This is a genomic window from Prosthecobacter sp. (assembly GCF_034366625.1).
Lineage (GTDB): Bacteria > Verrucomicrobiota > Verrucomicrobiia > Verrucomicrobiales > Verrucomicrobiaceae > Prosthecobacter.
Window position 1 is genome coordinate 431798 of sequence record NZ_JAXMIH010000023.1, and the last position, 26696, is coordinate 458493.

The following is a 26696-nucleotide window of genomic DNA, read 5'->3' on the forward strand; positions in this document are numbered from 1 at the left end:
AATTTTCCCGGCTTGCCTGACGCGGGCACTTCTGAGCAAAATGCGTTCATGAAAGCAAAACTGCACCTCCCCGCCATCCTGCTTGCCCTTTCCGTGTCTGTTCATGCCGCCACCGTCAAAGACCGCGAGGGCGCGGTGCGTGGTGAGAAGGCAAAGATGGAAAACGACACCCGCTGGAACTGGAGCGACATCGACGGCGGTTTCCGTATGGCCAAAACGACCGGCAAGCCGCTGCTCGTCGTGTTGCGTTGCGTTCCCTGCCTGTCCTGCGCGGGCATCGACGCCAGCGTGCTGCAGGAGCCGGAGTTGGTGCCGCTGCTGGATCAATTCGTCTGCGTCCGCGTCATCAATGCGAACGCACTCGATCTGGCCAAGTTCCAGTTTGATTACGATCTCTCGTTTTCGGCGATCATGTTCAATGGCGACGGCACGATCTACGGTCGCTACGGCTCCTGGCTCCATCAAAAAGACCCGCTGAACAAAACGACGGCCAGTTTCAAAAAGGCGCTCGATGCCACATTGGCGATCCATAAGGACTATCCGGCCAACAAAGCCACGCTCACCGGCAAACAGGGCGGACCCACACCTTACCAGACACCCGTCGAGTTTCCGACGCTCGCCGCCAAGTATCCGAGCAAGCTCGACTGGGAGGGCAAGGTCATGCAAAGCTGCGTTCATTGCCACATGGTCGGCGACGCGTTCCGCGCGCACTATCGCAGCCAGAACAAGCCCGTGCCGGTCGAATGGATCTATCCGCAGCCTTCCACAGAGACACTCGGCATTACACTTGCGACCGATGACATCGCCAAAGTGGAGGCCGTGGCCCCGGATTCACCCGCGGCCAAGGCGGGCGTGCAAACCGGGGACACCTTCACTTCCCTCAACGGTCAGCCGCTCGTTTCCATCGCCGATGTGAGCTGGGTGCTGCATCGCTCGCCGGATTCCGGCTCGATCCCGGCCAAAATTCTCCGTGGTGGCAAAGAAACCGCCCTCATCCTCGATCTCCCTGCCGGCTGGCGCTTGAAGTCGGACATCGGCAAGCGCGCCGGCACCTGGCCCATGCGTGCGATGGCCTTCGGAGGGATGAAGATGGATGACATTGAGGACGCCGAGCGCGGCACCCTCGGCCTCAGCAAGGATCAGATGGCCCTGCGCATCTTCCATGTCGGCCAGTACGGCGAGCATGCGAAGGCCAAGCAGGCGGGTTTCCAAAAAGACGACATCTTGGTCGAGGTCGGCGACCTCAAACAGCGCATCACTGAAAGCGCCATCATCGGCCACCTGCTGCTGCATCACCTGCCGGGAGAAAAACTTCCTGCCGCGGTCATGCGGGGCGGGAAGCGGGTGGAATTGAAGCTGCCGCAGCAGTAATGGAGCGCACGCGTCCCGCGTGCCGTTTCCCACGTCCTCGCGGGAAACCGTTCCCAGCACAAGCGCCAGCGTGACTGGATCATCATTCGCAGGGGGCTAAGCAAATGTCTTGTGCCAAAGCGTTCTTTCCCCGATGCTCGGGCCGCCTCGCTCTCGGGCGGGGTGTTTTTATTCCTTTCTGCGCGGCACCGTAAGGGTGTCCTGCCGGGCTGAATGGAAGATGCCGCGCCTCAACCTTAGCCGAAGGGAATACACCATGGTCATACTTATCGTGAGGGGTTTTGCCCTGCTTGCGCTTGCCTCTGCCACCGTCCTGCACGCGCAGGTGCCACAGCTCATCAGCTACCAGGGCCGCGTCGCCGTGGGCACGATGAACTTCGAGGGCACCGGCCAGTTCAAGTTCGCCCTCATGAATGCGGATGGCAGCACGACCTACTGGAGCAATGACGGCACCAGCACCGCAGGCTCGCAGCCAACCGCTGCCGTCTCGCTCACGGTAACAAAAGGCCTCTACTCCGTACTGCTCGGCGATGCCACGCTGCCCAACATGACCGTCGTGCCCGCCACGGTCTTTACCAACGCCGATGTGCGTCTGCGCGTGTGGTTCAATGACGGCACGAATGGATCGCAGTTGCTCACGCCTGATCAGCGCATTGCGGCGGTGGGTTACGCGATGATGGCAGGCAATGTGCCTGATGGCGCGATCACTTCCGCGAAGCTTGCCAACGGAGCCGTCACATCAACGCAACTCGCCAGCGGAGCCGCCGCTGCCAACCTGGCATCCGGCAATCAAAGCGGTGTGAGCAGCGGCGGCATTGTCCTGTCGGTCGATTCCAGTTCACCCAGCCTGTTGAGTGCCGGCTACACGAAGTTCGGGAACTCAACGATTTCCCTCGGTGAATCCTGGACCGCCACGCAGACCACGGACACGCCGGCTCTAAGAGGCTACCATTGTGCCGTGTGGACTGGCACGGAAATGCTCGTCTGGGGAGGCTACGACGGCAGCTATCTGGACACCGGTGGTCGCTACAATCCCGCGACCAACTCCTGGGCTGCCATGACGCAGACCAATGTGCCAGGCGCGCGGTGGAAGCAGCGTACCGTCTGGACCGGGAGCGAAATGATCGTGTGGGGCGGGAATGCCGGTGCTGCCAGCTTCAACACAGGCGGCCGTTATAATCCTTCCACCGATGTCTGGACCGCCACGTCCACCACCAATGCGCCAAGCAATGGCCGAACCCAGAACAGCGCCGTGTGGACTGGCACGGAAATGATTGTCTGGGGTGGCAGCAGCAGCGGCCCCACTTTTCACAACACCGGTGCCCGTTACAATCCGTCCACCGATGTCTGGACTGCCATGTCCACCACCAACGCGCCGGTTGCGCGTTATCAGCATTATGCCGTGTGGACGGGAACTGAGATGATTGTCTGGGGCGGTGGCACGGGTGCGCTTTACTATAACGATGGTGCCCGTTACAATCCAACGACGGATACTTGGAGCGCGCCCATTGCTACAAGCAATGCACCGAGCGCGCGAAGAGACTCACTTCCCATAGCGGTGTGGACTGGCAACGAGATGATCGTGTGGGGCGGCTATGACGGCACTTACCTCGGTGACGGCGCCCGCTACAATCCAACGACGGACATCTGGGTGCCGCTGTCGGCGACCGCTGCGCCCTCAGGTCGTGCGAATCACGGTGCTGTGTGGACCGGGGACAAAATGATCGTGTGGGGCGGCTTTGGCGGCTCCCGCGTTTCCACCGGTGCGTATTACACGCCCACCTCTGATGCATGGACGGCCACCTCCACTTCGAATCTCGCTGCGAGAGCCGACCACACGATGGTGTGGACCGGCAGTGAAGGGATTGTTTGGGGCGGGACCAGCAGCGGCAGTTATTTCTCCGATGGCTCGCGGCTGACACCCGCCAGAATCTTTTATCTCTACCAGCGGAACTGAGTCATCACTGCGGCGCACCTTTTTACCACGCCATGAAAACACACGCTGCGTTTTTCCTCGCACTGCTCACGCTCACCGCCCACGCCGATCCGCGCACCAGCACGAACTACATAGTGGTCACCGATGCTGCCGACAGCGGCGGCAAACGCACCACCAGCGCGAGTTACACCAATGACGGCAGTGCAGGCGGTATCGTGGGCGTTTCCACCGTCGCCACACCCGCCGAAACCGCGAAGCACGGCTACATCGGCCAGCTTACCGAAGTGACCGCCCTGCAACTTGTCGCCACGCCCATGACCGTGAACGAAGGCGGCACGCGGCAGCTCAGCGGCGTGGCATTGCTCGATGATCTCACCACCAACATCGTGCCCGTCGCCAGCATCACCTGGAGCATCCAGAGCGGCCCGCTCATCGGGATCAACACGAACGGTCTGGTGACTGCGGCCACGGTCTATCAAGACACCCTTGCCACCGGCCAGGGCGTCTATGCCGGACACACCGGCACACTGGGCCTCACCGTGCTCAACGTGAACACCGATGATATCCCCGGCTACTCTAGTGATGGACTCGACGATGCCTGGCAGGTGCAATACTTCGGCCTGAACAATCCCAACGCCGCGCCCACCCTCGATTCTGACTTTGACGGTCAGACGAACTTCTTCGAGTTCATCGCCGGCCTCAGCCCCATCAGCGGCACCTCCCGTTTCCTCATCGACAGCGCTCCCGTCCCCAATCAACCCGGCCAGATGAATATCGTCATCAGCCCGCGCCTGCCGGACCGCACCTACACGGTGCAGTGCAACACGACGCTCGCTTCTACGGACTGGGCTCCGCTCACCACCTTCACTACGACGGACGCTGGCCAGCAGCGCACCATCACCGACACCAGTGCCACCGGCACGAGGAAGTTCTACCGCGTGCAGATCACCAAGCCGTGATGGAGGGCAGATCTCCTGCCCTTCGTCGTGCTGCGGGGAGAAAAGTGGCTGCAATTCAAACTGCCGCAGCAGTAGAACGGCGGGAACAAGGGGAAAGCATCTGCTTCTCACGAAACACTTGCCAGAACCAGTGGGTTTGGACATCTTCGCCGATCTTCCGCGCTTTTCTCCACACATGAGAGACTTCCATCGCCGCATCATCATCATCATCGGGACGATTGGATTGCTATGGATGTCAGCCGTGGAAGCCGGGGCACAATCGGCCACCACCCAGGCCGCCACGGGCGTGACGGACATCGCCGCCACTCTGCGCGGGCAGGTGACCCCCGGCTCGACCACCAATTACCGGTATGTACGGTTCGAGTACTGGGCTGAACCAGGTCCGATTTCCGTAATCAATGGCAATCCCTATGACGTGATCGGCACCATGCCAGTCAGTGTCACGGCCAGCCCGCCGGGGCTGCTCCCGAACACCACCTATCATTACCGCGTCGTGCTCAGCCCGAGTCAATTCGGCGGCGGCTGGGTGGGGGAAGAAATGAGTTTCACCACCGGGCCAGCCGTCACTCTACCCGCGTTTCAATCCGCGTACGCGGACATCATTGGCGACACACTGGTCAATTTCGTGATCTGGAACACCACCAGCGGCGGTTCGCCCGCCACCACGACCTTTGAATATGGTCCGACGGCCAGCTACGGCGCCGAGGTGACGATGGCTGAAACGATGGCGACCAACACGACGCGGTCCTTTGCCCAAATCAACGCCACCGGGCTGACTCCCGGCACAACCTACCATTACCGCGTCAAGGTGACCAATGAACAGGGCGTCACCACTAGCGCGGACGCCACCTTCACCACCACGTTGCCCGCCACTGTCACGACCGGCGCGGCCACTGGCGTCACGAGTTTTTCCGCGAGTGTTGCCGGTTCGGCAACACCGCTGGCGCACACGTTGCAGATGATCTTCGAATACGGCACCAGCACGAGCTACGGCTCGACCGCCAATGCCACGCCCTTCCAGGTGAGCGGCGGCGGGACGACCAATGTCAGCGCCGCGCTCACGGATTTGCTCCCCGGCATGACCTATCACTACCGGCTCCGTGGAGCCGACTCGTGGAACGACGGAGGTTACTATGACGGGGCCGACATGACCTTTGCCACGCCTTCAAATGTCACCAGCCTGCCGGCGACGGCCGTGACGGACCTCAGCGCCACCGCCAACGGCACGGTGGACACGGGCGCAGGTGGCGGCAGCTACAGCTACGTTTTTGAGTACGGCACCACCGCGAGCTATGGCTCGACCCAATTCGCCTCCCAGGTTCAGAGTGACACGCTGAACCCCAATCTGAAGATCGCTTCGGTTTCTCTGTCCCAGCTTCTTCCGGGCACCGTCTATCACTACCGGCTGCGCAGCACCTCCAACGGCCACATCACCTACGGGGAAGACGTGATGTTCACCACCAGTGCTGCGGCCACTCCGCCCATGCTGGGAACGCCGTCGGCCATCCTCTCGCCTCGTTACACCACCGCCACGAGTCTCGCTGTCAGCCTTCAAACCGGCAGTTCCGCCACCACGGTCGTTTTCGACTACGGTCTCGACACCAATTACGGTTTTCAGGCCGTCTCGCCGACATCTTATCCTGTGAGCAGTTCCTCCCTCGTTGGAGAGACTTTGACCGGACTCACGCCCGGCACCACTTATCACTTCCGCACCAGGGCCACGAACAATGAAGGTACCACCTCCAGCGCCGACGTCACCTTCACCACACTGCCGGTGCCGGATGTCACCACGAATGCCGCCAGCCCTGTCGGCGCCACCTCGGCGACTCTCAATGGCACCTATCACATGCATGAGGGCAACTACACCGTCACGTTCGAGTACGGCCGCACCACCGCGTATGGCTCCAGCATCGCCCCTGGAGGCATCATTCTGGGTGGAGGAGGTGGTGGTATCATCATCGGCGGTGGCGGTGGTGGTGGTGGCATCGTCATCGGTGGCGGGAACACCAACTCGACACAAAATCCGGCTGCTACTGTCACCGGCCTGTCGCCTCTCACCACCTACCATTACTGCCTGAAACTGGCCGACAACATCGGCAATGTTTATTACGGCGCGGATGCCACTTTCACCACCGTCGCACCCGTCGAGGCCTGGCGGCAGCAGCACTTTGGTGTCACGGCCAATGCAGGAGACGCGGCGGACACCGCCACTCCGGCAGGCGATGGTATTCCGAACCTCATGAAATTTGCCCTGGGCATGTCTCCCGCCCAACCGGGGGTGCAACCGCCCGTCGGCGTCATCGAACATGAGAGTGAGCGCTATCTCAGCATCACGTTCCCTCGCAATCCAGATGCCATGGACCTCACCTATGAGGTTCAGGCTGCGGACAGTCCCTCCGGCCCATGGACCACAGTCACAACCATCGCGCCCGGTAACAATCTGGCCGCAGGGCCGGGTCTGGTGGCCGAAAACATCGTGACGGTCAGTGGTGGTCCCAGCACCACGCCCACGATCATCAGTGACACCGTCATCGTCCGTGACACAGTGAGTCTGAGCGTGGCGCCCCGCCGTTTCATGCGGCTGCTGGTGGTGCGCTGACGGGCTGTTGGGAGGCAGGATGCGAGTGTACCGCAGGTCCGTTTCCGGTCTGAAATTCCCATTTGCATTCCGGGGATCGACCTGCATTATCCACGCCCCCGCGAGTCCCCCCCTCAATTCGCCGTTGGTCTCCGTGCCTGCCTCTCTTTGAGATGTCAGGATTCTCGCCCGGAGGTAACCCGGCCATATCACACATCCCATGTCAGTACGTCTTGCTCGATTCGAGATGCCCAGCCGCCTTGTCAAAAACGAGGCCACGGCCACCGAAACCTACGCCCAGTTCATCGCCGAACCCTTCGACAAAGGTTACGGTCACACGATTGGGAACTCCCTCCGCCGCGTCCTCCTCTCCTCTCTGGAAGGCGCCTCCATCACCTCCGTGAAGATCCGCGGTGCGGAACACGAATTCACCACGCTGCCTGGCGTGCTTGAGGACGTGGTTCAGATCATCCTGAACCTCAAGAAGGTGAAGTTCCTGCACCACAGCGACGCCAAGGAACCACGGCTCCTGTCCATCCTGGCCGACAAAGAAGGCCCCGTCACCGCCGGTGACATCAAGGATGACAACCACTACGAAGTCATCAACAAGGACCTCGTCATCTGCACGCTCGACCGCAAAACGAAGTTCGAGTGCGAGTTCGAAGTGCGCGTCGGCCGCGGTTTCTCCACCTGGGAGGAAAACAAGCGCCCTGACACCCCGATTGGCGTCATTCCGATCGACTCCATCTACAGCCCGGTCACCCGCGTGAAGTACGCCGTGGAAAACACCCGCGTCGGCCAGAACACCGACTATGACAAGCTGGTGCTCGACATCTGGACCGACGGCCGCATCACTCCGCAGGACTCCCTCCTGCAATCTGCCGCCATCCTGCGCCACCACCTCGACGTCTTCGTCAACTACGACGACAAGGCCGTCGAATTCGAAGCCGCCCCGGAAGCCCAGAGCGAGGAAAACAGCGAGCTGCGCAAGCTCCTGAACATGAGCGTCAACGAGATCGAACTCTCCGTCCGCGCCGCGAACTGCCTGAACAACGCGAACATCACCAGCGTCGGCCAGCTTGCCATGAAGACCGAGGGCGAGATGCTCCGCTACCGCAACTTCGGCAAGAAGTCCCTCACCGAGATCAAGGAAAAGCTCGCCGAGCTTGGCCTGTCTCTTGGCATGAAGTTCGATCCTGCGCTGCTTGAGGCCACCCCTGGCGGTGTCTCCCTCCTCGCCCGCAGCAGCATGCTCGGCGACGACGATGAAGAAGCCGACTCCATCGACTTCACCAAGCTCGTGGACAGCCACATCCCCGACGCCGACGACGAGGACGAGTAACCAATCACAGGAAGAAAAGACCATTTAGGACATGAAACACGGAAGAAAAATCGTCAAACTTCAGCGCAAGCAGGATCACCGCGACGCGCTGCTCATGAATCTCACGTGCTCGCTCATCGAGCACCGCCGCATTCGCACCACGCTCGCCAAGGCCAAGGCCCTCCGCCCCTACGCGGAGAAGCTCGTCACCCTCGGCAAACGCGGCACCCTGCATGCGCGCCGCACCGCCCTCTCCTCGCTGCGCCACAAGGACAGCGTGAAGAAGCTCTTCGAGGAGATCGCCGTCGCCTCCAAGGACCGCGTCGGTGGCTACACCCGCATCACCAAGCTCGGCCAGCGCCGCAGCGACTCCGCCCCGATGGCCTACATCGAGTGGGTCGATGCCTACGTGCCGAAGGCCGCCGCAGCCCCTGAAGCCGAAGCCGCAGCCGAACCTGCCGCCGAGGCAGCAGCGCCGAAGAAAAAGGCACCTGCCAAGAAGAAGGCCGCTCCGAAGAAGAAAGCCGCCGCCGCTGAATAAGCCCGGCGTCTCTCATCGAGACCCATCCAAACGCGGGAGTCGCAAGGCTCCCGCGTTTTTTGTTGGCTGCGTGCGGATGACACGTTCCTGTCCGTCGGCGCTCATGCGTGAGTAAATGGTTTGCGAACTTCGCCAAGGGCATCAAGCAGGGAATGGCGGGCGAGGCTGTTGCGCACTTCCGGATTCATCCAGAGAGGCAAAGGAGCAGAGAAGGCAAAAGGATGCTGATTCAATAACTCTGCCATCTCTGCCTAACCGCCCCTCTGCGGTAAACCATCATGGAGGCGCATTCATGCCGGGTCATGCTTTTCAACCAGAGCGGTCGGCAGGGTGATCGTGGCGATGATGGGTTGGCCCACGCTGAGTCTCATGGCCTTCCACCACAGAACGGCGAAGGGCCTGCGTCCGGTGATTTCCGACCAGGGAATGAACAACCGCGGGTGGCCGATCCTGAACAGCGGCATCACCTCCAGAAAAAAGCCCTCGGTGTCGAAATGCAGCGTCAGCGTGCCGCGATGGCTCACACCGCCGACCATGCCGGTCACGCCGTCATGGCGGGCACCGGTCACTGGGCGGCTGGCGCTGGCATGCCGGGCCGCCAGTCGATGCCATCCGCTGACGCGGCTGAGAATCCACACCACCAGGCACCAGAACAGGGGAAAGACGACGAGAAAGCCACCCACGATGGCGAAGATGAGCCAGTCCGGGGCAGGTTCGACGGTGGGTGTGTTCATGATGAATCCTCCGTGCCTCAGGCTGACGCAACGCGAGGCCCGAATCAAGAATCATTCATTCACGGCCTTCCAGCGGCAGCGGGTGAAGCTCATGTCAGAGCTGCCGCGCAAGACAAGGACAAAGACCGCGTTCCCACACTCCTCATGAACCTTTCTTCACGCATCTTCTGTTTCTCACTCGTCCTTCTGGCTCTTTCGCCGGTTCCCCGCCTTCAGGCTGGCAGCCCGGACTACCAGCCGGAGTTATTCAAGAGCACGAAGCTTGTGTATGCGGACACGTTTGACGGACCACTCAACACCGACTTCTGGGAAGTCCGCCAAAACACCACATGGACGATCAAGGATGGGGTGCTGACCGGCAGCCCTTCATCAAAGGAGTTTCAAGAGAAGAAGAAGGCCAGCGATGATCCATCCCACGCTGGCTTGAAGCCTGTCATCTGGCTCAAGAAAGTGCCCGAGAATTTCGTCTGCACGATGCGCGTGCGCTACGACGGCAAAGCCTACACGAAGGGCTCACCGCTGCTCGACATCGGCCATCACATCCACACGATCAGCTTCAGTGAGAAGGCCACGACGCTCACGATCAAGAAGAACGTCGAGACACTGCCGCTGGAGCATCCGCTCTTTGCACTCAATCAATGGCATAACGTCGCCATCGAGTTGAAGAAGGGCACGCTCCTCCTCATGATCGACGGGAAGAAGCATATCTTCCACAGCGAGAACATCGACATGACTGGTCAGGCGCAGATCGACTTCAAGGCCCTCGACTTCGGCACCTGCCAGATTGATGACGTGAAGCTCTGGGAAGGGCAGTAATCAGACCAGAAATCATGCTGGCGTTTTTCCAGGATTCGAGAGAGCATGGCCACATGAAATCCATCATGCACTCCACCGACATGAAATGCCTCAGTCGCCGCGAGATCCTCCGTGGCTTCGGTGCCACGGCCGCGCTTGCCGCTTTCCCCAGCTTGCGAGCGGCCACCACGGACAAAGATTCCCTGCCGATGCAGTTCTACAAGAGCCTCACCGAAGAGCAGCACGCAAAGATCGTCCTGCCGGCGGATCACGAGAAACGAAAGTTCATCAGCAACTGGTGGTATATCTGCCCCGAGCAGCGGCTGCACACCTTTTACACCAAGGATCAGCAAGATCTGGTGAAGCAGATCTTCGAGTCGCTTCATGCACCGGAGTATCGTGAGAAGATGAACTGGCAGGTGCAGAAGGATCTCATGGGGCAGATCAAGAACACGCCCTCCGTCGGCTTCTTCGGCACACCGAAAGACAAGGACTTCGAGTTCATCTACACCGGGCATCACGTCACACGGCGCTGCAACGCTCACACCGACAAAGGGCTCGGCTTTGGCAGCGCCCCGATCTTCTACGGCAACTTTGCCAAAGCCTTCCGTGAAACCAAGGATCACGAGGGCAATCCCTTCTGGTATCAGGGGCTTCTCTTCAACGAGTTCTTCACCGCCCTTGATGGCAGGCAGCAGGAGAAAATCCTCGTCGGGCGCGAGCCTCGCAAGGAGAACCCCGCCACCGTCATCCTGAAGAGCAAGACCGACCTCCCAGGCATCAGCGGCGCGGACCTCAGCAAGGACCAGCAAGCCAAGCTGCTCGACACCATGCGCCGCATGCTTGCGTGCTTCCGACCTGATGACGTCACCGCCACCATGAAAACCATTGAGGACAAGAAGCTCGTCGAGCGGCTCTTCGTCTCCTGTTACGGCGGTGCTTTCGACATCGGCGACGACAAGGTCTGGGACACCTGGCAGATCGAGGGACCGGACATGGTCTGGTATTTCCGCGGCGTGCCACACATCCACGGCTACTTCCATCTGGCGGCATGAGTGGCGTGGCCGAAGGGCAGATTCCAAGCAATGAATCATCTCTGATCTGTGCCCTTGCGCGTAATCGTGAAGCTCGTCCAAGCACCTTCTTTCAACCCATCCCAAAAACAAACCTATGACAACCGAAGCCAAGTGCCCCTTCAATCACGCCGCAGGCAGCGGCACCTCCAACCGCGACTGGTGGCCGAACCAGTTGAAAGTCGATCTGCTGAACCAGCACTCCACGAAGTCCGACCCCATGGGCAAGGGCTTCAACTACGCGAAGGCGTTCAAGAGTCTCGACCTCGCGGCACTGAAGAAAGATCTCGCGAAGTTGATGACCGACTCGCAGGACTGGTGGCCCGCCGACTTCGGCCACTACGGTCCGTTGTTCGTCCGCATGGCCTGGCACAGCGCGGGGACTTATCGCACGGGTGACGGCCGTGGCGGTGGCGGCAGAGGCCAGCAACGTTTCGCACCGCTGAACAGTTGGCCGGACAACGTGAGCTTGGACAAGGCGCGCCGCCTGCTCTGGCCGATCAAGCAGAAGTATGGCCGGAAGATTTCCTGGGCCGATCTCATGATCCTCACGGGGAACGTCGCGCTCGAAACGATGGGCTTCAAAACCTTCGGCTTCGCTGGTGGGCGTGAGGACACATGGGAACCGGATCACGATGTGTATTGGGGCCGCGAAACCGTCTGGCTGGGCGGTGACAAGCGCTACGCCCACGGTTCTGAGGGCGTCGCCAAAGAAGGCGCGGTGCTCGTGTCCGATGACAAGGCGGATGGGGACATCCACAGTCGCAACCTGGAGAATCCGCTGGCCGCAGTGCAGATGGGCCTGATTTATGTGAACCCCGAAGGCCCGGACGGAAATCCTGATCCGATCAAAGCGGCCTACGACATCCGTGACACCTTCGCCCGCATGGCGATGAATGACGAAGAAACCGTGGCGCTCATCGCCGGTGGTCACAGCTTCGGCAAAACACACGGTGCTGGCCCAGCTTCCCATGTGGGAGCTGATCCAGAAGCCGCTGGTCTTGAGGAGCAAGGCTTCGGCTGGAAAAGCAGCTTTGGCACTGGCAAAGGCGGCGACGCCATCACCAGCGGCCTGGAAGTGACCTGGACCACCACGCCGACCAAGTGGAGCAACAACTTCTTCCAGAACCTGTTCGGCTACGATTGGGAACTCATGAAGAGCCCCGCCGGTGCGCAGCAGTGGACGCCAAAAAATGGCGCAGGCAACGGCACCGTGCCTCATGCGCATGAGGCGTCGAAGAAGATCGCGCCGTCCATGCTGACCACGGATCTCGCGCTGCGCTTTGACCCGGCTTACGAGAAGATTTCGCGCCGCTTCCTGAAGAACCCGAAACAGTTCGCCGACGCCTTTGCCCGCGCCTGGTTCAAGCTCACGCACCGCGACATGGGTCCACGTGCGCGTTACCTTGGAGCGGAAGTTCCGAAGCAAGACCTCATCTGGCAGGACCCGATCCCCGCCGTGGATCACAAGTTGATCGGCGAGAAAGAGATCGTGTCGCTGAAGGCGAAGATCGCCGCATCGGGCCTGACCATCTCGCAGCTCGTTTCCACTGCCTGGGCCTCGGCCTCCACCTTCCGTGGTTCCGACAAGCGCGGCGGTGCGAACGGTTCACGCATCCGTCTCGCTCCGCAGAAGGACTGGGAAGTGAACAATCCGAAGCAACTCGCCAAGGTGCTCAAGGTTCTCGGTGGTATTCAGAGCGCGTTCAACAAGACGGCCAAAGGTGGCAAGAAGGTCTCGCTGGCGGATGTCATCGTTCTGGCCGGCAATGTCGGTCTGGAACTGGCCGCGAAGAAGGCCGGAGTCACCGCGAAGGTGCCCTTCAAGCCCGGTCGTATGGACGCCTCGCAGAAGCAGACCGATGCCGAGTCCTTCGCCGTGCTCGAACCCATCGCCGATGGCTTCCGCAACTACCTCAAAGGCAAATACAGCGTCTCCGCCGAGGAGTTGCTCATCGACAAGGCACAATTGCTCACGCTCACCGCACCGGAGATGACGGTGCTCATCGGTGGCATGCGCGTCTTGAACACCAATGCCGACGGCGCGCCGTACGGCGTCTTCACCCAGCGCCCCGAAGCCCTGACCAACGACTTCTTCGTGAACCTGCTCGACATGAGCACGGAGTGGAAGTCCGTCTCGCCCTGCGGGAACGCCTTCGCAGGCGTTGATCGCAAATCTGGTGCCTCCAAGTGGACCGCCACGCGCGTCGATCTGGTCTTCGGCTCCAACTCCGTGCTGCGTGCCCTCGCGGAAGTCTATGGCACGGCGGACTCGCAGAAGAAGTTCGTCCAGGACTTCTTAGCGGCGTGGACCAAGGTGATGAACCTCGATCGCTACGACCTCGCGTAATTTCCGAGGCTGGAGGTTAAATCTGAAAGTGCGCCCCGGACCTCAGATGGGTTCGGGGCGTCATTTTAGGCAGCGGGCGGCTCGATGTTCTTCGGGTTCTTGTTCAGAATGTCGCCGTAGTGCTTGGTGACGCAATTCGGACAAATGCCGTGGGTGAAGCGGGCCTCGGATCGCGAGGCGACGTATTCTTCAATCTGGTGCCAGTTTCCAGTTTCGTCCCGGATGTCTTTGCAAAAGGCGCAGGTGGGCAGGAGACCCTCGAGCGTGCGGACGCGGGCGCGCAGGGCTTGAGTCTGTTCGGACAGTTTGCCGCACAGGAAGGTGATGATGAACAGGACGGCGAGGCGCACGCCGGCGTTGATGATGGCCACGGGCAGCGTGTAGGGAATGCCCCAGGCATACTGGATGGAGAATCGAATGACACACAGGATGGCTCCCAGTACCAAGGCGGTGCGGAGTCCGCAGTTCCACGCCATCAGCGCGACGGGAATCACGAACAGGATGGGAAAGAAGACAATGGGGCCAGCCAGGTAGTCGAAGCAGGAAACCACCAAGGCGATGGCGAACAGGATCCACTGGTTGTTCCAAGGATGCCGTTCGAAAAAATATTCAGTGGGGGGTGGAGGCGGATGCTCGCTCATGGCTGCAACCCCTTAAGAAGCTGGGAATGAGCGCTGCACAAGCCCTGAATGGCTGACCTGAGGATCGGGTTCGGGCACAGTTCCGCTTCCCGGCTCAGACTTTCATCATCTCGGTCAACTGCTTGGTCGCGATGCCGATGGGGCGATCCAGCGGCACACCGGCGCAGGCGAGAATCGTGGTGAGCAGGTCGCCTTGGTTGCCCTTGGTATTAGCAAAGAAACGCCCCGTGTTGACGGAGCCGCCGCCCTTGCCGGCAATGATGAAGGGAAGATTTTCGCGGGAGTGCTTGTTGCCGTCCTCAAGGCCGGAACCCCACATCATGAGGCAGTTGTCGAGCAGGGTGCCTTCGCCCTCACGCAGGCTGGCCATCTTCTTCACCATGTAGGCGAACTGGTCGATGTTGAACTTGGTAATGGCGGCGACTTTACCGGCCTTGCCAGCCTCATTGTTGTGATGGGTTTGGGAGTGATGGGTGTCCGTGAAGCCGAGCTCCGGATAGGAAACGCCATTCGGTGTGGAGCCGATGTAGGTGCTGACGCGGGTCGTGTCGGTCTGGAAGGCCAGCACGTTGAGGTCGCACATGACCTGCATGTATTCGCTGCGCTTGTCGCCCACCGGGATCTTGATCTCGATGGATGGTGAATCGGAGGCGTTGCGTTTGCTTGAGGCGACGCCTGCTTTTTCCAAAGCGGCCTCCTTCTGGCGATACTCGATGGAGGCGATGCGGCGCTCGACGGAGCGAACACTGTCGAGATATTCATCGAGCTTGTGTTGATCGTTTTGTGGCAGCTTCTTTCGCAGATCCTTCGCGCCGCCGATGACCAGGTCCAGCATCTGGCGGTCCAGCGGGTCGGTTTGGCCTGCCTTTCCGGGCTTGTCAGACTTTCCAAACAGGCGGTTCAGCACGTTGCGCGGATTTGTCTCGGCAGGCACAGCCTGGGTGGGCGAGCGGTAGCTGCAGTGCGAGTAGTAACCTTCGTTGAGGCCTTCCTGGTTCTCCTTGTGCGTCTGCGGCATCGTCGCGAGTTCCAACGAGGGCAGGGAAGTGAGTCCGCCCATGTAATTCGCGGCGATCTGGTCCGCCGAGATGGCGATGTTGATCTGACTGCGCCTGTCCACATCCGGCAGTCGCGCAGTGAGCCAGGTGGAGAGTTCCAGCGCATGAGGTGCGCCATTGAAAGGAGAGATCGGCACGCCCGAGATGCCCTTCATCAGCAGAATCTGGTCGAGCACAGGCCGAAGCGATTCCAAAGCGGGCGGGGGTGACTTCAGAAAGCTCTCCGCTGTCGCGGGCCAGAACTGATCCATGATGACGCCATGCGGCATGTACATGAAACCGATGCGCACCGGCGGCTTGACCGCCTTGCCCCTGACGGCCTCGGCCCAGCCCATGGTTTCCAAAAGCGGCAGCGCGAGCGAGGCTCCGACGCCTTTCAAGCAGGCGCGGCGATCAATGAGGTGATTGCTTCTCATGGGCGTGTTATTGGATGCGGCGGTTCGTGAAGGGATAGCTCGTGACAATCTCGGTGATGAGCGTCTGCATGAGGTAGCCATCTTTGGCGATGGTTCCAATCAGGCGGTCCACCACGATCTCGTCGTAGCCTTCCAGCTTTCGGCACAGAGCGTAGGCCAGAAGTTTCTCGGTCAAATTACGCGCCAGATCGTCCTTTCGTGCGGCGATGATGGTCTTCAGTTCCTTCGGAGAGGAGAAGCGCTTCCCGCCAGGCAGCTCGCCTGCGGCGTCGATCTTCCCGCCTGTGTCATCCTGATCGCGCCAACGTCCGATGGCGTCGAAGTTTTCGAGACCGAAGCCGATGGGATCGAGGATCTTATGGCAGTTGGCGCAGACGGCGTTCGTGCGGTGCAGCTCGGTGCGCTGGCGCAGGGTGAGGTTCGCGACTTTCTTCTGATCCTGCTTTTCCAAAGTAGGCACGTTTGGCGGGGCAGGGGGAACATGTTGTCCCAGCACCTGCTCTAGTACCCACACGCCGCGTTTCACGGGGCTGGTTCGGTTGGGAAAGGAGGTCGTCGCCAGAATGCCGGGCATGCCGAGGATGCCGCCGCGATTCGCATTCGTTAGCTTCACCTGACGCATGGCTGGTCCGGTGACGGTTTTTTCCAGGCCGTAAAGCGTGGCCAGGGTGCCGTTGAGGAAGGTGTAATCACTGTCCACGAAGCCGACGACGCTGCGGTTCTCGCGCACGATGCTGTCAAAGAACAGCCGCGCTTCTTCATACATCGCCGTGCGCATAACGCTCGTCATCTGCGGGAACTTCGCGGTGTCGAAGGTCTTGTCTTTCAGCTCTGCCAGTCCCAACCACTGGGCTCCAAAGCCGTCAAACAAGGCTCGCGCACGACGGCCCGCGAGCAAACGCTTCGCCTGCGCTTTGAGTGTCTTCGGTTCGTGGAGTTCACCGGCATCGGCGAGTTCGGACAGCTCCGCATCGGGCATCGTCGCCCACAGCAGATAGGACAAACGAGATGCGAGTTGATGATCATCGAGCGGCACGATCTTCTGGCCCGCGTCCGCCTCCTTCGCGGGAGTGATGAAGAGGAACTGTGGGGAGACGAGCACCGCCTTGAGCATCAGGCGCAGCGATTCCGTGTAGTCGAGTTTGTTGGCGCGACCGAGATCGAAGACACCCAGCAGCGTGTCCACCTCCGCATCCGAGGGCGGGCGGCGATACGCAAGACGGGCCACTGATCGGGCGATCTTGCCCGCCTCCGTGCGTAGATCGGCTCCGGGCATGGGCAAATCACCCAACAGACGCTTCTGCACTTCCGTGGACGGTTTTCCCTTCGGGGCCAGAGTCCGGTTCAGCACTTCATTGGCGATGCCGAGATACTGCTCCGACTGCAGCGGCGAGAGCGAGTTCATGTAGCCCTCGCCCGCCACTTCATCCGGCAGTTCATTGGCCACTGCTGGATCAACGCCGAAGAGATCATGCAGCGTGTTGCCATACTCCATCTTTGTCAGGCGGCGGATCACAAAGGGGCCGGGATCGCGCGCGCTGAGGTATTTGATCTTGGCGATGCTGTCCAGGAAGCCTTGGCGCTCCGTGTCCGTCGGCTGCTTGTCCTCGTCCTCAGGCGGCATGTCATGCGCGTTCACGTTGGCGAAGGCCTGCGTCCACTTTTCGCTGAACGCCGCGTCGCCGGGCTTCCGCACCGCCACCTCGAAGTTGATCGCGCTCTTCGACTTCCGGTTCCCGTGGCATTCCACGCAGTAATTCTTCACGAAAGGCTCGACGTGCTGCTTGAAGGACTTTTTCGCATTCGCCAACTGCGCGGATGCTTCTTGGTCTTCGGCCGTCTGCGCCGGACACGAGTGAGTCAAGGCAAGCGCAAGGCACAGCAGGGACAGTGCCATCACGCCACAGCGAGGGTTTTGGATTTTGGGATTTTTGGGCTTCAAACGGGGCTTTATATGACGGGCGATGGGCCGCGGCTCTATCGGCTTTGGAACAAGCCACAGGTCGAAGGCTGTTCGGGTTTGCCGCAGAGAGGCAGAGAGCCGTGGGGCGGAGTGATTCAGAGCATGGATGCCAAGGCGGCGCGCAACTCCGATTGGGAGTGGATGGGAGCGTGATTCCACTTTCCCAACAGGTCGTTGTCGGGAGAATATCCTGCACCCTGCCGCCGCCGTTTTCTGTTCTATTGAAACCGATCTTCCATCCCTCATGAACACCGACACCCACACCATCCGTCTTCACCGCGTCCTCCGTGCCAAACCGGAGCGCGTCTATCGCGCCTTCCTGGATGCCGACGCCAAGGCCAAATGGCTGCCGCCCCACGGCTTCACCGGCAAGGTGCATCATCTCGACGCCCGGGTTGGCGGCACTTACCGGATGTCGTTCACGAATTTTACCACCGGATCGAGCCATTTCTTCGGCGGCACGTACACCGAACTCACGCCGTACACGCGCATTTGCTACACCGACACGTTCGAGGACCCAAATCTGCCTGGAGAAATGCACATCACGGTGGTGCTGAAGGAAGTCTTCTGCGGCACCGACCTGCACATCACGCAGGAAGGCGTGCCCGCCGTGATTCCGGCTTCGGCCTGCTACATGGGCTGGCACGATTCATTGACCCTTCTCGCTCAGCTCGTCGAGCCCGAGATCCCCGACCAGCCCTGAGCATCAATCGATGCTTCCATTTCCAAGCACCACTTGGGAACGAGGGGAGGGTGTGCTGCGTTAGTCGTTGCGGCCGAGCTTCGCGTTCGCATTCCACCGCGCTGAGTCCTAGCATGTGTGCCCCACTTCATGCCTGCCTCCACCGCGCTTCCCATTTGGAAAATCCACGCTGAGATCCTGCGCACATTGCAGGACGGCAATCGTTTGGTGCTCGTCGCGCCTACGGGATCGGGAAAGACGACGCAGGTGCCGCAGATGCTGCTGGATGCGGGGATCGCGGGGGAGAAGATGATCGTGGTGCTGCAACCTCGGCGGGTGGCGGCTCGCACGGTGGCGACGCGGGTGGCTTGGGAGCGTGAGGGGAAGCTGGGGGCGGAGGTGGGGTATCAGATTCGGTTTGATGATCACACGAGCGTCGGCACGCGCATCTGTTTTGTCACGGAGGGCATCCTGCTGCGCTGGCTTCAGGATGATCGCTCGCTGTCGAAGATCGGTGCCGTGGTGTTCGATGAGTTCCATGAGCGGAATCTTCTCAGCGATGTGGCGCTGGCGTTGGTGAAGCATTTGCAGCAGACGCAGCGGCCGGATTTGGCGATGGTGGTGATGTCGGCGACGCTCGATGCGGAGCCGGTGGCGGCGTATTTGGATCAATGCCCGATCCTTGTCTCCGAGGGGCAAAGTTATCCGGTGGAGGTGGGCTATCTTTCGATGCCGGATCCGCGCCCGATCACCGTGCAGGCGGCGGAGGCGGTGGAACGCATCCTTCAAGACGAAGACCCCGGCGACATCCTCATTTTCATGCCGGGGCGTGGCGAGATCCATGGCACGCTGGATGCTTTGCGCGGCCTGAGAACGCGGGAGCGTGTGGCTTGCATCCCGTTGCATGGCGAACTGGAACCGCAGGAGCAGGACCGCGCTTTTGCGCCGAACTCGCTGCGCAAAGTGATCGTCGCCACCAACGTCGCGGAGACCAGCATCACCATCGACGGCATTCGTCATGTCGTGGACAGCGGCGTGGCTCGCGTGGCTCGTTATGATGCGGAGCGCGGCATCGGCACGCTGTTGCTGGAGCCGATCAGCTGCGCCAGTGCGGATCAGCGCAAAGGCCGCGCAGGTCGCACTGCGCCGGGCACCTGTCATCGCTTGTGGACGGTGATCGGGCACAAGGACCGCGAGGAACGGAACACGCCGGAGATTCAGCGCAGCGACCTCGCCGAGGTCGTGCTGCTGCTGCACTCGCTGGGCATCCGCGAGGCCGCTGCGTTTGACTGGCTGGACAAACCCGATCCGCAGGCCGTGGTGCGAGCCGAGCGCCTGCTCACTATGCTCGGCGCTTTGCTCGATGCAGACCTCACGCCCATCGGTCGCCAAATGCTGCGCCTGCCCATGCATCCGCGCTACTCGCGCATGCTCATCGAGGCCAGCCAGCGCGGCTGCGTGCCCGATGCCGCCTTGTGCGCCGCTTTGGTGAGTGGTCGCGACTTGCTCGCCCGACTGGATCGCGATGATGCGCAAACCAAGGCCGCGCGCGAGATGTTCGAGGAAAGCGCGGACTCCGATTTCATCACGCTGATGCGAGCCTACGACTTCGCCAAAGCGAACGGCTTTAGCTTTGATCGCTGCCGCAGTTACGGCATCAACGCCCAAGTCGCCCGCCAGGTGGAGCAGACGTTTCAGCAAATCATGCACGCGGTGAAGCAGTCGCTTCCTGGTCATGATGCCAAGGCGACATCAAGCGATGCGCTGCTGCGTTGCCTCATGGCCGGCTTCGTTGATCAACTCGCCAAACGCCGCGCTCCCGGCAAACCCGAGTGCGATCTCACCGATCAACGCCAAGGCCAGCTCGTGCGCGAAAGCGTGGTGACCGACGCCACCTATATCGTCGCTGCCAATCTGCGCGAAACGCCGTCGCGCCAGACGCTGCTCAGCCTCGCCACCGCCGTGCAGCCTGCGTGGATCGCCGAGATGTTTCCCCAGCATCTCAGCACCACCGTGGAGCACCTCTTTGATGCCCAAAACAAGCGCGTCGCCGCCATGAAGCTCGTGCGCTATCGCGATCTCGTCATCGAGCAAAAAGCCCAGCAGCGCGACCTCGATCCCATCGCCAGCGGACGCTGCCTCGCCGAAGCCCACCGCGCCGGAGCCTTCGATTTGCCGCTCATGGATCATCGGCTGAAACAGTTCATCGCCCGCGTGAACCTCGTCCACGCCACCCTGCCCGAACTGGAGTTCGCCCCCTTCGATGAAGCCGCCATCACCACCTGCCTCGCCCGAGCCTTTACCAGCCTCTCCCTCGCCAAAGAAGCCCAAGCCGCGCCCCTCATCCCCGCCTTCCATCAGCATCTAGACAAAGGCCAAGTCAGTTGGCTCGATGAGTTAGCGCCCCTCACCACCCCCTGGCCCAGCGGCGGCACGATCAAGCTCAGCTACGTCAACGACGCTCCCGAAGCTCAGGTAAAACTCCAGGAATGCTTCGCGCTCACAGCACACCCGACGCTTTGCGAAGGAAGGCTGCCTGTGCAACTCCAGCTCTGCACGCCTGATGGTAAACGCCTCGCCATCACAAGTGATTGGCCGGGTTTCGTGGCACGCGAATGGCCGAAGCATCGACAGGCGGTGGCGAAGAAGTTTCCAGGGGTTTTGTGGAGGTAGCGAAGCCCCCTTACAGCCGACGAAGACGCTCCAACTCTTGCTTCAGAGGTTGCCAATAGACGAGGTCTTCGAGTCGTTCCTGACGCTCCTCGTCTTCCAGAGACAGGGTGAGTGCGGGGACATCATCGGTGATAGCGTGTTGGATCAAAGCACGGGATGTGACTGCATCTTGGGCGAGGAGAGGATGCGCCTGGGCGAGATCACGCAGCAGTTCTGGCGTGCGGAGTTCTTGGAACCAGAAGGTGAGCTGCTCAGGACTCGGATCGGCTTGATTGGCAAAGTAGTTGGCTTCCACAAGGCGACGGATCATCGGCCAGTCCTTGTCTCGCTGGGTTTTTTTGGCCTGCACGAGATCGCCCAAGGAAAGGAGATCGCACAGAGTGCCGTCGTCCATCACCAGCGTGGTGCGACGTTCCCAGAGCGTGGGAAAGTCCGTCACGCCTCTCATGCGGGACATCACGTCCACCCTCATGCCAGCGGCTTCGGGGTGGCGGCAGCGGAAATGAACAGCGTGGCCGGCATTGAGGTGCTGGAGCAGGAAAGGCGGCACGGCGATGACCTCGGCTTCGAGGGCTTGCATGGCCTTCGTGAGCCGTTCGGCGTTTTCCTCACTGGCGAGGATCGCCAGATCGGTATCGCGGCTAAACTCCGCTGCGCCGTATAACACGCAGGCCTGGCCGCCCATGAGCAGGCACTGGACCTGGTGCTCGCGCATCGAAGAAAGGACTTTGCGTATCGGGTTCGGGATCAAGGGAGCCTCCAAGTGCAAGGTAAGTCTGCCAGAGACGCGAGGTCTCTGTCCAGCGTTGAGCCGGAGTCAGCCGATACCACTCGGCCCACTCCTCGCCCACCAGTTCTTCTGCGCTGATCATGGCGGGGAGTTTAGGCGTCCGCTCCAGTTCTTCAAGCCGTCACTTGGCGGGTGCCGCGTTCCAGATCTTGAGATCGTCGAAGAAGCCGTTCTTGCCCATGCAGCCGAATTCGACCTTGGACTTGGTCGGGTGTCCACATGCCAGAGTTTCAGGTCTTTGGCCGTTACGGTTTCGATTCCTGCCCGCCATCCTTTTCAGATTTCCTGCCCTTAATTTCACGCTCTCGCTCCGCTCGCATTTCGCGAAGCCTCCTGTCGCGCATTTCATGAATCCGTCCGTGATGGAATTCGAAATCCCCCAAGTCCTTCTTTTCAAAAGGCTTCAGTCCTAGCGCTATCCTCACATTGTTAACGTCGTTTTGTGAGGAGATGAGCATGTCCTTGGCTGCACCGCACGCCTCGCCATTCATACATTTGTCAAGACGTCCAAAAAGGTCGTCAAAGTCTGTGGCATCTGAAAAAGCCTGAAACACAGCGTCAGCATTTGCGCTGTGGTCATCGATCATATGAGTCAATCCATTCACACTCCGAAGCAACGATTGCCTTTGACGAGCATGGAGTTCCTTATCGACGTTGCTGATAATTGTCTCCGATTCAGTTTTTGCCACATTTCGGACAATCTGTTCGGAATAAGTTTTTAACGCATTTACAACACTCGTGAGCGAATCCATCTGAGCCTTGAGTTGTCCGACATTAACATCATCCCGGCGCTTCGAGATAAAATGTGCCAGTAATCCTGCCCACTGGTCACGAAGCCACGACGTGATGTCGTCTGCGGTTGCGAAATCTTTGACCAAGTTATTTCTCGATTGAGAGAAAACATCATCCAGTAGGAGAAATACATTGGTGCTGTCAACATGAGCCCAGTTAAGTTCAACATTCCGATTCTTCTTGTAGGTTTCGTATTCTGCCAAAACGCCTTTTTCGACGAAAATGTAAATTGGTATATCAAGCTCACGAGCGGTTTGATACTCCTTGCTTGTGACTGAGTTGTAGAAAGCATACTTCCTATCTTTGTCCGCCTGCTTGGGCTTCTGTTTCTCTAAAGCAGCAGCGCTTTCCGTCCTTGGAGCAGCGCTCTTGGCTCGTTCTTCGGATGTGCCGCTTCCGTAACGTCCACCAATGATCAATACAAGAACGTGGCAAAGACCAATCTCACGATAGCAAGACTCATCCAACGGCGCGTCATGGGAAAATGGGACATCTCCACTTTCAAAAACTGACGCCTCATATCCGAGCGATTCCACGAACTGCTCCACACTTCGGCGGATATACTTTAGATCGTAGTAGGTGGAGCTAATGAAGATGCGTGGTTTCGCCATACAGTGATATTGGTTGCTAGAGTTAACAGCGATGTCTCATCGATAGAAATCTTGTTTGTCTGCTATGCATTCGTGCAAACTTTCGATCCCGCTTCGACAGGCTCCTTTGACCTCGCCGGCATCCCAGGCTGAAGCGCCTCCGCATTGAGGTTGGCTTGTCTGTCAGTCCCACAGGATCGGAAGGGTTTTCTCGTAAGCTTCATGGGCAAGTGGTGGATGGGAGTGGTTCGTTTGGCAAGCTTCACATCAGCGGGAAGCGGCGGCGCTCCATTCGTCGAGCTTCTGCTTCAGCAGTTCCTTGGAGGGCAGGTAGAGCTGATACTCCTTGGCGTGGATGTTGGCGTCTTTCGGCAGGGTGAGTTCGACGACGGTCTTTTTGGCGGATTTGCAGAGGAGGAGGCCGATGGTGGGGTTTTCCTCCGGGAGCTTCACCTCGCGGTCGTAGTAGTTCACATACATCTGCATCTGGCCGAGGTCCTGATGCGTGAGCTTGTCGAGCTTGAGGTCGATGATGACGTAGCAGCGGAGGAGGCGGTTGTAGAAGACGAGGTCCACGAAGTAGTGGTCCTCATCGAAGGTGAAGCGCTTCTGGCGGGCCTCGAAGAGGAAGCCTTTGCCGAGTTCGAGGAGGAAGTGCTCCAGGCGATTGATGATGGCCTGCTCGAGGTCGGTCTCGGAGTAGCTGGTCTGCGCATCGAGGCCGAGGAACTCGAGCACGAGCGGTTCCTTCAGCAAATCCTCCGGTCTGACGATGACCTGGCCTTCCTTGGCGAGCTTACGGATGCCTTCCTTGTCGCGGCTGAGCGCGAGGCGCTCGTAGAGGCAGGAGGCTTTCTGGCGCTTGAGTTCGCGAACATCCCAGTCTGCCTGACGGGATTCAATTTCATAGAAGCTGCGTTCGTCCGGATCCTTGATGGTCATGAGCACGACGTAGTGCGACCAACTGAGGGTGAAGGGAGATTTGCCAGACGGCGTCTGGCGAATTGAGGTGGGGATCAATTTCCCAGACGCTGTCTGGGGAATCTCTGACGAGGCGGATTTTTCAGACAGTGTCTGAAGAATTCCGGTGCCACCCAATTTTTCAGACGCTGTCTGAAAAATCTGAGCCCGATCCTGCCAAACGAGAAAGAACCGCCTCATCTGAGAAAGGTTCACGGCTGAAAACCCTCTCCCAAACTCCTCCGTGAGCCGCGCAGACAGCTCCTTCAACAGCTCCGCACCATAGGCCGCACGCTTCGCGCCATTTTGCTCGTGCTCGACGATGCGGCGGCCGATTTCGAAGTTGGTCATCACCTGGAAGGTGTCCACGACGGTGGACACGCCGCGCCGGGCGCTCTGGATGAGCTGGCGGACTTCGGTGAGGAGGGAGGTGAGGCCGTCCGGCTTCGTTTTGGCCGGGGTGATCGCTTTTTTGGAGACGGACGGCTTTTTCATGGATCAGGCTGGCTGATAGACTTCGGCTCCGCTTTCGACGAACTCTTTGCTTTTCTCTTCCATCCCACGTTGGAGCGCTTCTTCCTCGGAGATGGCTTGTTCGGCGGCATACTTCCGCACGTCTTCGGTGATCTTCATGGAGCAGAAGTGGGGGCCGCACATGGAGCAGAAGTGGGCGCTTTTTGCTCCGTCTTGGGGGAGGGTTTCGTCGTGGTATTCTCTCGCGGTGACGGGGTCGAGGCTGAGGTTGAACTGGTCTTCCCAGCGGAACTCGAATCTCGCTTTGCTGAGGGCGTTATCTCGATACTGGGCGCCGGGGTGGCCTTTGGCGAGGTCGGCGGCGTGAGCGGCTAGTTTGTAGGTGATGACGCCCACTTTCACGTCTTCCTTGTTGGGGAGGCCGAGGTGTTCCTTGGGGGTCACATAACAAAGCATGGCGCAACCATACCAGCCGATCATGGCGGCGCCGATGCCGCTGGTGTTGTGGTCGTCGCCGGGGGCGATGTCGGTGGTGAGGGGGCCGAGGGTGTAGAAGGGGGCCTCGTGGCACCATTCGAGCTGCTTGGCCATGTTTTCCTCGATCATGTGCATGGGGACGTGGCCGGGGCCTTCGTTCATGACTTGGACGCCTTTGGCCCAGGCACGCTTGGTGAGCTCGCCCTGGACTTCGAGTTCGCCGAATTGGGCTTTGTCGTTGGCGTCGGCGATGGAGCCGGGGCGGAGGCCGTCGCCGATGGAGAAGCTGACATCGTAGGCGGCCATGATGTCGCAGATGTCGTCCCAATGGGTGTAGAGGAAGCTTTCCTTGTGATGGGAGAGGCACCACTTGGCCATGATGCTGCCGCCGCGGCTGACAATGCCGGTCATGCGGGAGGCGGTCATGGGGATGAAGCGCAGCAAGACGCCGGCGTGAATGGTGAAGTAATCGACGCCCTGCTCGGCCTGCTCGATGAGGGTGTCGCGGAAGAGTTCCCAGGTGAGGTCCTCGGCTTTGCCGTTCACTTTTTCGAGCGCCTGGTAGATGGGCACAGTGCCGATGGGCACGGGGCTGTTGCGCAGGATCCATTCACGCGTGGCGTGGATGTTCTTGCCGGTGCTGAGGTCCATGACGGTGTCCGCACCCCACTTGGTGGCCCAGCGCATTTTCTCGACTTCCTCCTCGATGCTGGAGGCGACAGCGCTGTTGCCGATGTTGGCGTTGATCTTCACCAGGAAGTTGCGGCCGATGATCATCGGCTCCAGCTCGGGGTGATTGATGTTGGCGGGGATGATGGCGCGGCCGGCGGCGACTTCGGAACGGACGAACTCGGGGGTGATTTCGTTCGGGATGCGCTGGGGGAAGCGCTTGAAGACGCTGGGCGTGTAGTCGCTCTGGATCTGCGTGGAGCCGGCGTGCTGCTTGTCGAGGTCGTCGCGGCGGATATCGTCTTTGAAGTCGGCGATCTCGGCGCGCTTCAGGTTCTCGCGGATGGCGATGAACTCCATCTCCGGGGTGATGATGCCCTGCTTGGCATACCAAAGCTGCGTGACGGGGTGGCCGGTGGCTTTGAGCGGTCGGCGGCGCTCGCCGTGCAGGCCGGGGAATTCGACGAGGCGGTTGCGCTCGGCGGTGCTGGCGAACTCGGCGTGCTTGCCGCTGAGGTAGCCATTGTCCTGGGGCTTCACTTCGCGGCCATCGTAGGCCTGCACATCGCCACGAGCGGCGATCCAAGACTCGCGCAGGGCAGGGAGGCCTTCTTCGGACTTGCCGTGGAAGGTGGGATCACCCCAGGGCCCGGAGCAATCATAGACGCGAACGGGTTCATTCACCTCGATGCGACCGTTGAAAGCTTTCGTGGGCGAGAGAGTGATCTCGCGCATGGGGACGCGGACGTCCTGGTGGATCTGCCCCTGGACATAAACGCGGGTAGAGGCGGGGAGCTGCTCGGAGGAGTGGCCTTCGAAGGAGGTTTTGGGATCGGCAATCATGGCGGGGAAA

At 60.2% G+C, this 26696-nt stretch carries 19 protein-coding genes; 11 read left to right on the top strand and 8 right to left on the bottom strand.

What is annotated here, in order from left to right; genetic code table 11:
• The first annotated feature begins 48 nt into the window (after window positions 1-48).
• The 6 genes from U1A53_RS22375 (at window position 49) to rplQ (ending at window position 8706) form a co-directional block, all read left to right on the top strand.
• Window positions 49-1371 carry a Trx7/PDZ domain-containing (seleno)protein gene (locus U1A53_RS22375; protein WP_322284088.1) on the top strand — a complete coding sequence of 441 codons (1323 nt, stop codon included), beginning with the start codon at window positions 49-51 and terminating at the stop codon, window positions 1369-1371.
• Window positions 1372-1627: 256 nt separating this feature from the next.
• A complete protein-coding gene (locus U1A53_RS22380; protein ID WP_322284089.1) occupies window positions 1628-3328 on the top strand; it encodes a hypothetical protein in 1701 nt (566 codons plus the stop codon).
• Window positions 3329-3360: 32 nt separating this feature from the next.
• The gene (locus U1A53_RS22385) at window positions 3361-4266 is read left to right on the top strand and encodes a hypothetical protein (RefSeq protein WP_322284090.1); all 906 of its coding nucleotides are present in this window, start codon (window positions 3361-3363) and stop codon (window positions 4264-4266) included.
• A gap of 175 nt (window positions 4267-4441) precedes the next feature.
• A complete protein-coding gene (locus U1A53_RS22390; RefSeq protein WP_322284091.1) occupies window positions 4442-6865 on the top strand; it encodes a hypothetical protein in 2424 nt (807 codons plus the stop codon).
• 199 nt (window positions 6866-7064) lie between these two features.
• Window positions 7065-8186 carry a DNA-directed RNA polymerase subunit alpha gene (locus U1A53_RS22395; RefSeq protein ID WP_322284092.1) on the top strand — a complete coding sequence of 374 codons (1122 nt, stop codon included), beginning with the start codon at window positions 7065-7067 and terminating at the stop codon, window positions 8184-8186.
• A gap of 31 nt (window positions 8187-8217) precedes the next feature.
• Window positions 8218-8706 (top strand): 50S ribosomal protein L17, encoded by a 489-nt coding sequence (gene rplQ / locus U1A53_RS22400; protein ID WP_322284093.1) that lies wholly within the window; start codon window positions 8218-8220, stop codon window positions 8704-8706.
• Window positions 8707-8996: 290 nt separating this feature from the next.
• Here the strand turns inward: rplQ and U1A53_RS22405 are convergent, their stop codons facing one another.
• Window positions 8997-9440, bottom strand: a complete 444-nt coding sequence (locus tag U1A53_RS22405) for a hypothetical protein (RefSeq protein ID WP_322284094.1) — start codon at window positions 9438-9440, stop codon at window positions 8997-8999.
• A 144-nt stretch (window positions 9441-9584) separates the two neighbouring features.
• Here U1A53_RS22405 and U1A53_RS22410 point away from each other — a divergent pair, with 144 nt between their 5' ends.
• From U1A53_RS22410 to katG, 3 genes are all read left to right on the top strand, one after another.
• Entirely contained in the window at window positions 9585-10256 is a 672-nt protein-coding gene (locus U1A53_RS22410) for a hypothetical protein (RefSeq protein ID WP_322284095.1), read from the top strand.
• Between the two features lie 65 nt (window positions 10257-10321).
• Entirely contained in the window at window positions 10322-11290 is a 969-nt protein-coding gene (locus U1A53_RS22415) for a DUF3500 domain-containing protein (protein WP_322284096.1), read from the top strand.
• A 115-nt stretch (window positions 11291-11405) separates the two neighbouring features.
• Window positions 11406-13658 (top strand): catalase/peroxidase HPI, encoded by a 2253-nt coding sequence (gene katG / locus U1A53_RS22420; RefSeq protein ID WP_322284097.1) that lies wholly within the window; start codon window positions 11406-11408, stop codon window positions 13656-13658.
• A 65-nt stretch (window positions 13659-13723) separates the two neighbouring features.
• On the opposite strand, the gene U1A53_RS22425 is transcribed toward katG, so the two are convergent.
• The 3 genes from U1A53_RS22425 to U1A53_RS22435 all read right to left on the bottom strand — a co-directional run bounded on the left by U1A53_RS22425 (window position 13724) and on the right by U1A53_RS22435 (window position 17670).
• Entirely contained in the window at window positions 13724-14299 is a 576-nt protein-coding gene (locus tag U1A53_RS22425) for a hypothetical protein (protein WP_322284098.1), read from the bottom strand.
• Window positions 14300-14393: 94 nt separating this feature from the next.
• Window positions 14394-15773 (bottom strand): DUF1552 domain-containing protein, encoded by a 1380-nt coding sequence (locus tag U1A53_RS22430; RefSeq protein WP_322284099.1) that lies wholly within the window; start codon window positions 15771-15773, stop codon window positions 14394-14396.
• Between the two features lie 7 nt (window positions 15774-15780).
• The gene (locus tag U1A53_RS22435) at window positions 15781-17670 is read right to left on the bottom strand and encodes a DUF1592 domain-containing protein (RefSeq protein WP_322284320.1); all 1890 of its coding nucleotides are present in this window, start codon (window positions 17668-17670) and stop codon (window positions 15781-15783) included.
• Between the two features lie 310 nt (window positions 17671-17980).
• Between U1A53_RS22435 and U1A53_RS22440 the strand changes: the two genes are divergently transcribed.
• Window positions 17981-18439, top strand: coding sequence for an SRPBCC family protein (locus U1A53_RS22440; protein WP_322284100.1), 459 nt, complete (start codon window positions 17981-17983; stop codon window positions 18437-18439).
• 129 nt (window positions 18440-18568) lie between these two features.
• Window positions 18569-21091, top strand: a complete 2523-nt coding sequence (gene hrpB, locus U1A53_RS22445; protein ID WP_322284101.1) for an ATP-dependent helicase HrpB — start codon at window positions 18569-18571, stop codon at window positions 21089-21091.
• 10 nt (window positions 21092-21101) lie between these two features.
• Here hrpB and U1A53_RS22450 read toward each other — a convergent pair whose 3' ends face one another.
• The 4 genes from U1A53_RS22450 to thiC form a co-directional block, all read right to left on the bottom strand.
• Window positions 21102-21806: a hypothetical protein gene (locus U1A53_RS22450; protein WP_322284102.1), complete on the bottom strand. Its 705-nt coding sequence runs from the start codon at window positions 21804-21806 to the stop codon at window positions 21102-21104.
• 320 nt (window positions 21807-22126) lie between these two features.
• The gene (locus U1A53_RS22455; protein WP_322284103.1) at window positions 22127-23284 is read right to left on the bottom strand and encodes a DUF4062 domain-containing protein; all 1158 of its coding nucleotides are present in this window, start codon (window positions 23282-23284) and stop codon (window positions 22127-22129) included.
• A 246-nt stretch (window positions 23285-23530) separates the two neighbouring features.
• Complete coding sequence (locus U1A53_RS22460; protein WP_322284104.1) at window positions 23531-24718, bottom strand: PDDEXK nuclease domain-containing protein; 1188 nt, start codon at window positions 24716-24718, stop codon at window positions 23531-23533.
• A 3-nt stretch (window positions 24719-24721) separates the two neighbouring features.
• On the bottom strand, window positions 24722-26686 hold the full coding sequence (gene thiC / locus U1A53_RS22465) for a phosphomethylpyrimidine synthase ThiC (protein ID WP_322284105.1): 1965 nt from the start codon (window positions 26684-26686) through the stop codon (window positions 24722-24724).
• Between the last annotated feature and the right edge of the window lie 10 nt (window positions 26687-26696).